The sequence below is a fragment of the Pseudomonas sp. PGPPP1 genome, assembly GCF_002255865.1.
In the GTDB taxonomy this organism is placed as follows: Bacteria; Pseudomonadota; Gammaproteobacteria; order Pseudomonadales; family Pseudomonadaceae; genus Aquipseudomonas; species Aquipseudomonas cremoris.
Map to the genome: position 1 here is coordinate 43,405 of NZ_NKIG01000014.1, position 12,195 is coordinate 55,599.

General features: G+C 55.9%; 10 protein-coding genes and 1 pseudogene. 5 read left to right on the plus strand and 6 right to left on the minus strand.

Translation table 11 applies throughout. The features are described from left to right. Positions 1 to 10: 10 nt before the first annotated feature. The 3 genes and pseudogenes from CFE47_RS16595 to CFE47_RS16605 form a co-directional block, all read right to left on the minus strand. A pseudogene (locus CFE47_RS16595) lies at positions 11 to 1,467 on the minus strand (DUF6531 domain-containing protein); the annotation flags it as partial. A 198-nt stretch (positions 1,468 to 1,665) separates the two neighbouring features. Beyond that, entirely contained in the window at positions 1,666 to 3,147 is a 1,482-nt protein-coding gene (locus CFE47_RS16600; protein WP_286838592.1) for a methyl-accepting chemotaxis protein, read from the minus strand. A 96-nt stretch (positions 3,148 to 3,243) separates the two neighbouring features. Continuing rightward, positions 3,244 to 4,050 carry a TatD family hydrolase gene (locus CFE47_RS16605; protein ID WP_286838595.1) on the minus strand — a complete coding sequence of 269 codons (807 nt, stop codon included), beginning with the start codon at positions 4,048 to 4,050 and terminating at the stop codon, positions 3,244 to 3,246. A gap of 236 nt (positions 4,051 to 4,286) precedes the next feature. Between CFE47_RS16605 and CFE47_RS16610 the strand changes: the two genes are divergently transcribed. The 3 genes from CFE47_RS16610 (at position 4,287) to CFE47_RS16620 (ending at position 6,803) form a co-directional block, all read left to right on the plus strand. Next, positions 4,287 to 5,708, plus strand: coding sequence for an MltF family protein (locus tag CFE47_RS16610; RefSeq protein WP_286838597.1), 1,422 nt, complete (start codon positions 4,287 to 4,289; stop codon positions 5,706 to 5,708). A gap of 103 nt (positions 5,709 to 5,811) precedes the next feature. Beyond that, positions 5,812 to 6,246, plus strand: a complete 435-nt coding sequence (locus CFE47_RS16615) for a DoxX family protein (protein WP_185708777.1) — start codon at positions 5,812 to 5,814, stop codon at positions 6,244 to 6,246. A 248-nt stretch (positions 6,247 to 6,494) separates the two neighbouring features. Continuing rightward, complete coding sequence (locus tag CFE47_RS16620) at positions 6,495 to 6,803, plus strand: class I SAM-dependent methyltransferase (protein ID WP_286838599.1); 309 nt, start codon at positions 6,495 to 6,497, stop codon at positions 6,801 to 6,803. Between the two features lie 4 nt (positions 6,804 to 6,807). Here CFE47_RS16620 and CFE47_RS16625 read toward each other — a convergent pair whose 3' ends face one another. The 3 genes from CFE47_RS16625 to CFE47_RS16635 are packed head-to-tail and all read right to left on the minus strand — an operon-like array spanning position 6,808 to position 10,148. Continuing rightward, positions 6,808 to 8,487, minus strand: coding sequence for a Gldg family protein (locus CFE47_RS16625; protein WP_286838601.1), 1,680 nt, complete (start codon positions 8,485 to 8,487; stop codon positions 6,808 to 6,810). Between the two features lie 15 nt (positions 8,488 to 8,502). After that, positions 8,503 to 9,228 (minus strand): ABC-2 transporter permease, encoded by a 726-nt coding sequence (locus CFE47_RS16630; protein WP_286838603.1) that lies wholly within the window; start codon positions 9,226 to 9,228, stop codon positions 8,503 to 8,505. Then, a complete protein-coding gene (locus CFE47_RS16635; protein WP_286838605.1) occupies positions 9,225 to 10,148 on the minus strand; it encodes an ATP-binding cassette domain-containing protein in 924 nt (307 codons plus the stop codon). Before CFE47_RS16635 ends, CFE47_RS16630 begins: the two co-directional genes overlap by 4 nt. Positions 10,149 to 10,401: 253 nt before the next feature. Between CFE47_RS16635 and CFE47_RS16640 the strand changes: the two genes are divergently transcribed. Then, positions 10,402 to 11,547, plus strand: coding sequence for a hypothetical protein (locus CFE47_RS16640; protein ID WP_286838607.1), 1,146 nt, complete (start codon positions 10,402 to 10,404; stop codon positions 11,545 to 11,547). Between the two features lie 130 nt (positions 11,548 to 11,677). Continuing rightward, complete coding sequence (greB, locus tag CFE47_RS16645) at positions 11,678 to 12,151, plus strand: transcription elongation factor GreB (protein WP_016972352.1); 474 nt, start codon at positions 11,678 to 11,680, stop codon at positions 12,149 to 12,151. The last annotated feature ends 44 nt before the right edge of the window (positions 12,152 to 12,195 follow it).

Genomic DNA, 12,195 nt, shown 5'->3' on the forward strand with positions numbered 1-12,195 from the left:
CTCTGAAGTAAGAATCACCCGTAACCTCCAACCGATGCGCCAGCGAGTGACTCCAACCAAACCCCAACCCGTAATCCACTTCAACCGCACTGGTGCGATACAACCGAGTCCACTTAAACGGCAAAATCCCGTCCAACGAACCATCAACCAGGGTGAGCATTCCTCCCCGGTCACCATCGACACCGGGCAGCCATTAGTGGCGGTTTTATCCGCACTCGAAGCGGCATCCCCGTTCGGGTTCTTCCCAGAAACGGGCACGTCATCCACAGGCTCGTGCGGAACCAGCGTCGTCCTCGGTTTGCCCTTATCCCGAGCCATCGCGACCGGGTTTGAAACCAACTGATCCCCTGCCTTCAATGGCACCGCCGGAATCACTTTGATCGGAGTCGCCAGCCCCCCAAGTAACAGGGGTTTAGCCACATCCACATGCGGTTCCAAACGCGCCCCGACCAACTGATCCGCCAACCTCTCCAGCCACTTGCGCACCCGTCCGGATTTGATGTGCCCCAACACTTGAACACCCAGGCGAATCCGCACGCCCATGCCCCGCGTCGCCCATATCAGAAGCAGGTTGATCAACACTTCGCCGGTGATTTCACCAACCACTTCGTACATCTGTGGCGGCGGTAGCATGCGCAACCAGGCGACCATGGCGGACAGGTAGATAAACATCAGCGGCTCATCACTGAGCACCAACAGGCCATTGGCGATCGCGTCTTTGCCCAGTTTCAATAGCGCATCAAGTTCGGCCTGGGAGATGTACTGCAGCAATTTCTCGCTGTTGGCCTTGAGGTCCGCCAACAGGTCATACAGCTGCGTGACGTTGTCCCAGAGGTTGTAGAGCGCCTTGGCGATCCCGCTTGAAAACGCGACGCCCTGCATCGCGCTACGCGCCAAAGGCGTGGCGCGCGCAAAGTCCTTCCATAGCGGCTTGAACGTTTCGCTCCATTCATCGCGCAGATGAACGTTCAGGCCATTGATCACCGCCTGATAAGACGCATACAGCGCCTTGACGTGATCTTTGGAAACGTTGGGATAGAAAGTGATTTGGTAACGCTGGTCGCGGGTGCAGTCCTTGACTTCAAGGATGCCGCTGGGGCCTATGATGTGATGGATCGGTTCTCCGATGGGGCGGCCGTCGGGCGCAATACCTTGGAGCATTACGGGAGTGTTGCCGATGGGCACGAACCGCGTGCTCTCGAACATATGCACCAGGGTCAATGATCCCTGGGCCTTGCAAACGGCGACTGTACGACTGGGTCTTTGGGAGGAGGCTGGGGCTACAAGCGAGACTTCATCGCCGACCTTGAATACCTGCTCCACTTCAAGCGCACCAAGGCTCCAGAAACTTTCGGCCCACGCGTCGAAGTCATTCAGGCATGCGCGGAAATCGCGCAAGACGGTTTCAACGTCCGGCTTGCTGGCATCCATGGGGGCCAGGACCAGCCTGGCAATCACCGGGATCAAGGCGCTGCCCTGTTGTGCTGGGCATCGATAGAGAAGTGCATCGGCGGTCCCTCGCGCTGGTTGGTCAGGCGAGAGACTTTGGAGAGGTATGTAAGGAAAAGAAGTCGGCGTTATTCGCCAGCAACACTAGGAAGTTTCGCCAAAACCTCGAGTAAATCGAGGTTTGGATGTGGACGCAGGATTACATGTGGAACAGTCCTACAGCTTCAACTGCCCAATCGCTTTGCTCAACTCCCCAGCCAAGGTTGCCAGTTGGTTGCTCGTCGTTGCCGAATCCACCGTTTGCTGCACGGTGTTTTCGGTCACATCACGAATGCTCACTACCGCGCGGTTCATCTCTTCGGCGACGTGGCTTTGTTGTTCAGCAGCGACGGCGATTTGGGTGTTGCTCTCGCGCATTTGGGCCACAGCGCCGGTAATTTCTGCCAGTGCGATGCCGGCCTCTTGGGCTTGTTGTACGCAGTCGTCAGCCTTGAACGAGCTTTCCTGCATGAAGTCCACCGCGTCGCGGGTGCCGGCTTGCAGCGCCGAGACCATGCGGGTGATTTCGTCGGTGGAGTTTTGCACGCGCTTGGCAAGGTTGCGCACCTCGTCGGCAACCACGGCGAAACCACGGCCCATTTCCCCGGCGCGGGCGGCTTCGATGGCAGCGTTAAGGGCGAGCAGGTTGGTCTGTTCGGCGATGCTGTGGATCACACTGACCACGCCGTTGATTTTCTGGCTGTCCTCGGCGAGTTTCTGGATCATCTCGGCGGTCTGCTGCACACCGGTGGACAGCCCGGCGATTGAACGCTGCACGCGGGTCACCACTTCCTGGCCGCTGCCGGCGAGAGTGTCGGCGGTCTGGGACAGGTCACGGGTGGCACCTGCATGTTGGGCGATGTGGTAGACGGTGGCGGTCATCTCGTTGATGGCAGTGGCGGCCTGGTCGGTTTCACTCTGCTGGCCAAGCATGCCGTGCTGCACTTCGTTCATGCTGCTGGCCAGCCGCGCGGCACCGTCGTCCAGTTGCTGGGCGGTACGCGCCACGGTGTTGACCACACGCTGGTAGCCGGCCTGCATGGCGTTGAAAGCGCTGGCCATCTGGCCGACTTCATCCTTGCACGCCAAGGGCACGCGGGCTGAGAGGTCGCCGGTTTTCTCGACGTGCAGCATCACGTCCTTGAGAGTGTTGAGCTGGCTGAGCAGGAAGCGGATCAGCAACTGCGAGGCGCCGAGCATGGCCAGCATCAGAATTGCCACAGCCACCGCGTAATTGGCAAAACGCTCGCCGAACACCTGGCTCAGGCTGGGCGCGTAGGCCAGTACGGCGACCTGCTGGCCGTCGTTCCGGGCGATCACGTCGGCGCCCATCAATGGGTTTTCGCCGAATAACGGCATGCGATTAAGTTCGACCCAGCCATTGGCGCTATTAAGCGCCGACAGATCCTGGTCGGCCAGTTGTGGGACTTGACCGCGCGGGAACGTCAGCCAGTGCTCGCCTTTGGGCAATGCCTTGTCGGCGGGCCAGGCACCGAGCAAACGTGCTTGGGCCTGCGCCGAGGCCTGTGACGCATCGCTGCGCGCCTGTTGTTCAAGCTGCACGGCGTACAGCACCAGCAGCAGGGTGGTGATGAAAGCGACCGCGTTGACGGCCCAGAATTTGTACTTCAGCGAGATATTGCTAAGCCAGGCACCCATGGAAGGTTTTCTCTGATAGCGGAAACAGCATTGGCAAGGTGCCATTATTGTGCCGCTACTCAGAAAAACGATTTTGACATGGGTCAATGCGCCGCATTAATCCACCGCAGGCAACCCGAAAAACGCGCGTGCGCAGGCGGTACTGTGTTGGGCCAGGTCTTCCACGCTTTCGTTACGATGCAAGGCCACTTCGCGCAGCACCTCGGGCAAGTACGCCGGTTCGTTACGGCCATTCTTCGGCTTGGGACGTAAGGTGCGCGGCAGCAGGTAGGGCGCATCGCTCTCCAGCATCAGACGGCCTCGGGGGATTTCGCTGACCAATGGGTGCAGATGCGTCCCACGGCGTTCGTCGCAGATCCAACCGGTGATGCCAATGTGCAAGTCGAGGTCGAGATAGCTGAACAGCGCCTGCTGCTCGCCGGTGAAGCAATGCACAACGGCGGCGGTGAGGTGGTCTCGATAGTCCTTGAGAATCTCCACCAAGCGCTGGTTGGCGTCGCGCTCATGCAGAAATACCGGGAGTTTGAGTTCGACGGCCAAGGCCAGGTGTTCTTCGAGGACTTTTTCCTGCTGGGGGCGTGGCGAGAAATCCCGATTGAAATCCAGCCCGCATTCACCTACCGCACGCACGCGGCGTTCATTGAGCAAACCACGCAAGCGTTGGGCGCTGTCACCGTTCCAGTCACTCGCGGAGTGGGGGTGGATACCGGCGGTGCTGAACAGGCGTTGGCCGCTTTCATCGAGTGTTACGCAGAGTTCCAGGGCCTGTTCGCTGCCCTCGACACTGGTGCCGGTGAGCAGCAATTGTTGGACGCCGGCGGCATAGGCACGGTCGAGAACGGCTTGGTGCCTCTCGTCGAAACTGGGGTTGGTCAGGTTGACGCCGATATCAATGAGTTGCATGGTGCTACCTCCGCCTGCGGTCGGAAAGCATATCAGAGCTGTAGATTTATAAGAAAATCTAAGAACTACAACGAGTTATAGCTGTCTTTGAACGTCGCAAGTGACATTGTGGTTGGTCTAATCCCTTTCCCTGTGCCACCGTTGCGCGCCTTGCCAGCGCATAAAGCGCTCTGTTTCTGACATCCAGCACCTCGTTTTTCGCGAGCGCGTTGGCCAGTATTCTTTCCGGAGAGCGGATGATCCGACCCTCGGCGTTGCTTATGTTGTGCCTGACGTTACTGCTGCCCATGGCGGCGGTTGCGCGTCTGGACGGGCCGCTGGAAGTGACCAAGCCCGGCAAGGTCCGAGACCTGGCGGAAATCCGCTCCAGTCGCACCCTGCGTGTGCTGGTCAACCAGAGCCGCAACAGTTCCGGTGAAGTGCAGGGCCAGGCCATCGGGATCGAATACCACCGCCTGCGCGCTTTCGAGCAATACCTCAATGGCCATGCCCGGGATGGCCAGGAGATCAACCTCAAGATCATTCCCAAGGCCAAGGATCAACTGCTTGGCGCGCTGGCGCGTGGCGAAGGCGATTTGGTAGCCCCGGGTGAGTTGCTGGATGTGAAGGCCTCGCACAAGATCAGCACCAGCGACCCGATTGTCAGCGATGTGCCGTTGTGGCTGGTGGGCGTAAAAGGCGAGCGGCGGTTTACCAAGTTGGAACAACTCTCCGGGCGCACCCTGGCGCTGACCACCGGCAGTGCGGCGGCGGATGCCATCAGCCAAGTCAATCAGAAGCTGGCCCTGCACAAACAGCCACCGGTGAAGGTTGAGTGGGTCGACCCGACCTTGGCGGTGGAGGATGTGCTGGAGATGGTCCAGGCAGGCATTTTCCACCTGACCATTGTCGAAAAGCCGATTGCCGAACGCTGGGCGAAGATCCTGCCCAAATTGCGTTTCGACAAACAAGTAGCCATCAACGAACCCGGTGATGAATATTGGTTTGTGCGCCAGGATGCGTCGATGCTGCGGGCGAGCATTGACCGATTTCTCAAGACCTACCGAACGCCATCCGACCAGGATGCGGCGTTCCAGCGTATCTATCGACGTCTCTATCAAGTGCGCAACCCACTGGCCCGCGTCGACCGCCAACGTCTGGAAAAGCTGCGGCCGATCCTGCAGAAGCACGCTCGCGAGCAGGGCATGGATTGGCTGAACCTGGCTGCGCTGGCTTTCAAGGAGTCGGCGCTTGACCCTGGCGCGCGCAACAGCGGTGGCCCTACGGGCCTGATGCAGATCACCCCCTCTGCGGCGCAGCGAGTGGGGGTCAACAATATCGAGACGCTCGACAGTAACGTGCAGGCCGGCGCGCGTTACTTGGCAATGATCCGCCGCAAGTTCTTCGCCAGTCCCAAACTCAATGAACGAGAGCGCATGGCCTTTGTGCTGGCCGCTTACAACATGGGGCCGGAGCGTGTGCAGGGCATGCGCACCGAGGCCAAGCGCCGGGGGCTGAACCCCAACCAGTGGTTCTTCCAGGTTGAGCGTATTGCCATGGAGCAGGTGGGGATGGGCGGCGTCAGCTATGTTAATAGCGTCAACAAGTATTACTTGGCGTTTGATCGGGAGCGGGAGTCCCTGGAGCCGCCAGCGCCAAAAATTGCCTCACGCAAATAATCGATTTTATCGATGTTAATTAGGCATTTTTTCGGCTTTTATCATTCTTTAATCTGATTAATATAGCGGCCAACCAACCCCTACTTTGAAAAGGATTATCACCATGAGCCCACTGATCAAAAGCATCCTGTCTACCCGCGCCGGTTACGGCCTGACCATTCTGCGCATTGTGGTGGGCATCATCTTTGCTGCCCACGGTTCGCAAAAACTGTTTGGCTGGTTTGGCGGCTACGGCCTGGCGGGCACTGCCCAGTGGATGGAGAGCATTGGCTTGGCGCCGGGTACCTTGATGGCGTTGTTGTCCGGTGGTACCGAGTTTTTTGCCGGCCTGGCACTGATCATTGGTTTGCTGGCCCGTCCTGCGGCATTGGGCTTGACCATCCTGTCGCTGGTGGCGATTTTCTCGGTGCATATCCATAACGGGCTGTTCATGGCCAACAACGGTTATGAATTCGCACTGGCGTTGTTGGGCGGCGCGCTGGCGGTACTGCTGGAAGGCGCGGGCAAACTCTCTGCCGACCGCGCCATCGCCAACTGATCTGCCTGCAAACCCTCAAGAGGCCCGCCATGTGCGGGCTTTTTGCTGCTCGGGATTCTTGACACCGCACTATGGGCTTCTCTAGGATGCCGCTCATGCGCCGATTTAAACAGCTAATTGCGGGGCGCCATGGGTGACCGTTTCCGGTCCCGACAGAAGCGATCTCCTTGCTTCGAAATTCCGCTAAAGCGCTGGTTCGGTGTTGCCTCTCACCTGCCCGCAGACTTTTGAGGCAGAGACTCGACACGATGAATGCATTACGCCCCCTGATTCGCCTGGCTCCGATCACTGCGGACCTCACTCAACGCAATCCTAAAATCCTCCTCGGCGGCAAGCACCAACCTACGCTGTTGCGTTATCTTGATGGTTGGCCGCGACGTACCGGGCGGCCTTCGGCGTTCCTTATCCAGTTTGTTGAGGACGGCGACTCCCTTGCGCGATTTGCCAGCAACAGTTTCGACCTCGCTGTTATCCAGGCCCCCAGCGCAAGCAACGCTGATGAGGTGATCTGCCAATTGACGCGCATTGCCCGGCAAGGGTTGATTGCGCGCCGTTGATGCCTCAATAAAACGCAGCGTGTGGTATTTCGCGGCGACGACGGTTCCACAGGTATAAACCCCAGGCGACCAGGCCCAACAGGGCTGGAACCGGCACGATAATCAACAATTTCAGGTTTCGCTCCAGGCGATGCACGGAGGCGTAGGCTTGGGTTTTCAGTGCATGCAGTTCCATTGGTAGGCGCAACCGCTCCTTGTTTAGCGCTTGCAATTGGGTATTGGTGTCGACAGGTTCAGTACCGAGAGCGGTGGCTGGTGTGTTCAAGCGTTGCCATTCCTTTTCAGTGTGCGCCAGTTGCCGTACCAGCTCATTGGCCTGGGTTTGGTAGGCGTTTTCAGCAGCTTTGCGCCTTGCTTCCAGCACTTGCAGTGAGCTGTTGGCGTCCGTGCGTGTGCGAATGCTTGATAGTTCATCGGGGGCGGCCAGGTTATCCAATGTATTCAGTACGAACAGGTTGTTACTGTTGTTGGCCGAACTGTCTGGGTCTTCGCTGAGCAAATCCGTGTCGGCCACGACCACTACATGAATCTGCATCGCTTGTTGCAACCCTGGCAACTGTTCACCGACACCGTCAGGAAACGCCGAATAGGCGGGCCCCTCAATACGGGCGGCGATGACATGCCGTTCGCCGCGTAGGGGGACTTCACTGTCCGGTTCGTCGGCTCCTACAAGTACGGATTGCTCCGAGCTTTGCAGCAGTGGGGTGAAGCGAGTCTGGCTGTTAACCGTGGGAGTGAGGGCGCCACTGTTAGATACCGTCACAGAATCGAGCTTCCAAGTGCTGACATCGTTCGTGGTCATTGCCCTGCGTGGCAACGTTAACGTCGTCAGAGGGTGTTCCGGTAAGGCGTAGGTACTGTCGATGAGTACCTTGTCACTCTGCATATTGACGCCCCAACTAGTGAGCATTCCATCCAGGGGAGAGGGGGAGGATGTCTTTTTTGAAGTTTGTTCGCTCAGCGGTTCGATGAACATCAACAACTTGCCTCCACCAAGCACGAATTGGTCAACTGCATACAGGGTTTGTTCCGACAGCCTGCGAGGATGCACAAGCATCAGCGTTTTGATTCGTGACGGCACGTGATCCGCACTCGGCTCTAGTTCCATCAGGTCGAAATGTCGGTGTAATTCCCGACGCAACGGCTCGATCGCTTCCTGTGCTTGCCCCCCTGAGAGCAGTCCGACAACGGGTGGACCGGGGCGGAGCAATTGGGTGATCAGGTGGCTGATTTCATATTCCAATAGGGGCTCTCTGTCCGGACTGAATGATTCTATACGCTGTGCAGTCAGGCCATCGCGAGTACCTATAAGCCCCAGAAATCCATGTTTATTGTCCAGACCATATAAGCCGGCTTTATAGGCATCTTCTGAAAAGTGAGCGGGATTGATGATGCGCAGATTGATCATGCCGTTCGCTGATTTTTCGAATGCCTTGAGTTTTTCTTCAACACGCTTTCCGTAGTGCTTCTGCTTGGGGGGAGTGCGTGAGTGGAAGTAGTAAAAGTCCAGTGGCGCCTCGAGCGAGGAAAGCAGCTGCAGTACGGCTGGCGACAACGTGTGGTTTTTTTGCTGTGAGAGATCCCAGCGTAGATCGGGAAGTTTGAATACCCAAACCAGATTAAATGCCAGGAAAAGCAAGAGTATGACGATGAACGTTATGCCTGTACGCAAAGCGGATTGCATCGGGGAACGACCTTATCAGCTGTACTTGTAGTTGAGTAATAGGATCGTCGCGGCAAGGAAAGCGATGATCATGCTGATGAAAAACAAACAGTCGTGGAGGATAAATGCGCCGTGGTTGATCATAGCAAAGCGTAAAGACGGGCTAAGGGTCGTTAAACTGTCGATGATCCAAAGCGGAGCTTGTTGTTCAAGGGCATCAAGAAGGGTAGCTAAACTGCTGGCTGCCAGTAGTAAGCTCAACGTCAATAGAAAAACAACTAAACGTTGGTGCGCTAATGCGCAAATGAAGCATCCGACAGAAAGATAACTGCCGGCCAATAGCCAACTGGCCATGAACTGGGAGGCAATGACCATGTTGTCTGGTGTGCCGAGTACATTGATAACAACGACAAGAGGGAGTGTCAGTAATAAGGCCACGCCAGAAACGATCCAAGCAGCTAGGAACTTACCGATAACGAGTTCCCCACGGGTCAGCGGTAGCGTGGCCATAAAGTCGACGAAACTATCAGTGTGCTCAGTCGCCCAAAGCTGGGTTGAAAGCGTGGGGATTAATAACAGATATAGCCATGGGTGTAACTGGAAAAAAATGTGCAGGTCGCTACTGTTATTTTCCAACAACTGGCTGGCGTGGAGTCCGAGTACTGCGGACAACACCAGAAATATGACAACGCTCACGTAGGTGGCCGGTGCAGATAAATAACTGGAAAGTTGGCGCCTGAATACAACTAGCAGTGCGTTCAAAGGGGCGCCTCTTGACTGAGTTGGTGAACGACGTCGTTCAGGCGGCCAGGTTCCAGTTTCAATGAGTTAACCTGCCAATGCCGATTGGCAATCAGTGCACTGATAGAGGGGAAAATGCTGTGGCCCGGCATAGCCAGTACCGTCACCGTATCTGGGTGGTGATGGTCCTCTTCGATACCCGCAACACCAGGAAGTACGGCAAGGGCCAATAGATCCAGAGGGGATTGCGACGTCAGCGTGACGGCCTGGAAGTGCCTGGAACTGCGCAATAAATCGGTTATCGAGGCATCCTCCACCAGACGGCCTCCTCCTACGATAAGGCCGCGAGTGCAGGTGTGCACCAGCGCTTCGCAATCGCGCGTGGCAATAATAACCGTCATCTCTTCGGTCAATGATTGGATAAGCGCGTTGATCTTGTTGTATTGGTGTGAAGCCAGGCCCTCAAAGGGTTCGTCCAGCAGCAGTACGGCAGGGTCATGCAGGATGGCCTGTGCGATCGCAACTTTGCGTTTCAAACCAGAAGGAAGTGCGCTTATCGGGTATTTGAGCAAGGGTGAAAGTTCAAGCCTTACGATAGCCTTATCTAACCGTTTGCGTTTGTCGGCGCCGCTAAATCCGCGAAGAGCAGCAACAAAACTTAACAAGCTACTAACTGATAGCGTGGGGTGGCCGAACGTAGAGGGTTGATAGCCGACGATTTGGCAAGCTTGCCGAACATGTTTCTGAGTGTCGAAGCCGAAAATATTTACATGCCCGCTAGAGGGATGTGTTGAACCAGCGATTATCTTGAAAAGCGTGGTTTTAGCTGTTGCGTCTGCGCCAAACAATCCAAGGCATTCTTGGCGTTTTGCAGAAAAAGAAAAATCACGAATGACGTTGTTTTTACCATCTTTTTTTGTGATGTTGCTTATCTCGATCATTGTGCTGTTCTTCTAGTTTAGTTTGTCAGTATGTTCGGATAAACAAGTGTCTAGGTGGCGATGTGTTGGGGTTTTGATATGAAAAATGGTACGTGCAATGTTGTTTTTTGGAAATGCTGAGGTAGCTTATTAAGATAAATCCTACGGAGGGGTTTATAGCGCGTGAAAATGATCGATATATGATTGGTGTGTGGTTGTGGGTGTGTTTATGCTTGGTTTAATAGTTGTTTAATTGCCGCGAGGCCTGATTCCTATGATGCTGTTACGTACACTTGTCCTTGAACGCGCCGGTGAAGATGCTCCGCTTAACGGGGCATTGCTCTGTGGCTTTGCGGTTCCTCAAATAACCTCAAATTTTCTTGTATACAGTCTCGATGAAGAGACAGAGCCAGGAAATGCCAGAGTCTATGTTGCAGCGTTACGTAAGAAACTCGAACGTTACTTTTTGAGTGGTGTAGGGGCTCAGGAAGAACTGCAAATAGCGATGCAGGTATTCAAGCAGATACTAATGCTGGCGGCTGCGGGCGCTAAACCTGTGAGCGCCGCTGATACCCAGATCCCCTACCATTTTGTCGATTTGAAAGGCTGTAAATTGCCGCCAGCCAGACCCGAGGATCATCATTCGGTAATCATCAAAAAAGCCTTGGTGATGAAGGTTATTACCTTGGGAGCGTCGGCACCGGCGTCCGCAGCTATTGAAAGCGCAACGTTGATCGTCCCGTCCATTCGGTTTTCTTCCCAGATGGTCTCGCCACCCAAAGTGGTAAAGCCCCAGGCAGAAACCCAACTGCCCTTACTGGAGCAATTGGCTGAGCCGCAGAAACTGTCCCCGGTAGCCTCGGCGGTGGAGGAGACGGAACCTTTCGCGTTCCCTTTGAATGAGCCGCCAATTCTGGACGCGCCAACCGAACACACTTCATTGTTTGAGGTCGACAGTACCTTGACCAGCCTTGCACGTGTCGCCCAGGAACTGACCGCGCAGAAAACAGCGGTGCTCGAGCAGCAGGAAGCACTCGACAAATGGCAGAGCCAATTGCAACGGGGCCAGGCTCAGCTTGATCAGGAGCGCCAGGAACTGGTCAATCGAACCCTGGAAAAGGAAGCAACCCTGCAGTTGCGGGCTCAGGTCTTGGAGAGTCGTGAAGCGCAGTTGGCAGGTGCTTTCACCACTCAGCTACAGGAGCAAGAGCGAATGAACGAGCTTGCCTCGGCTCTTGAAAAGCGGGTAGCGCAGGCCTACAGCCAAGAGTTGATGGTGCGCCAGAGAAGCGAAAAGTTGGCCGCCATGTTGGCGCTTTTATCAGGGGGGCGGCAGAACCTGCAAGCAATGTTGCTTGAGTTTGACCAGGCGCTGGAGGGGTTGGGTAAGCGTGATGATTACGTCATTCCGGGGTCTTGATGTGAGGCAAACTGTCCGTTGTCCTAGCTACTTTCTCATGTTCATTTATGATCCTTCTATGTTCGTCAGCGCCAGGCCTTGAGGTCCTGGCGTATTGGATTCAATGGGCATTTCCTGGGGATACACGCGTTTGAGTACCAAGCTGATTACTAAAGAGGGTCATGAGGCGCTGAAGAAAGAGTTGGATTACTTGTGGCGAGAGAAACGCCCTGACACCACGCGCAAGGTGACATGGGCAGCCTCCCTGGGTGATCGGAGCGAAAACGCAGACTATCAGTACAACAAGAAGCTGTTGCGTGAGATTGACCGCCGCGTGCGTTACCTGCGCAAGCGCCTGGAGGACATGCGCGTAGTCGAGTACATGCCCGAACAGGAAGGCAAAGTGTTTTTCGGTGCCTGGGTCGACATAGAAAACGAGCAGGGCGAGACCAAGCGTTTTCGAATCGTAGGGTATGACGAGATCTATGATCGGATGGATTACATCTCCATCGATTCACCGATGGCCCGTGCGCTGTTGCGCAAGGAAGTGGACGATGAGGCCATCGTTCAGACCCCTGGTGGCGAAGTGTGCTGGTGGATCACCGGTATCGAGTACGTGAAGTAAGTAATGCGGGCCCGCACCCAGTGAAGAGTGCGGGCCCGCGTCGT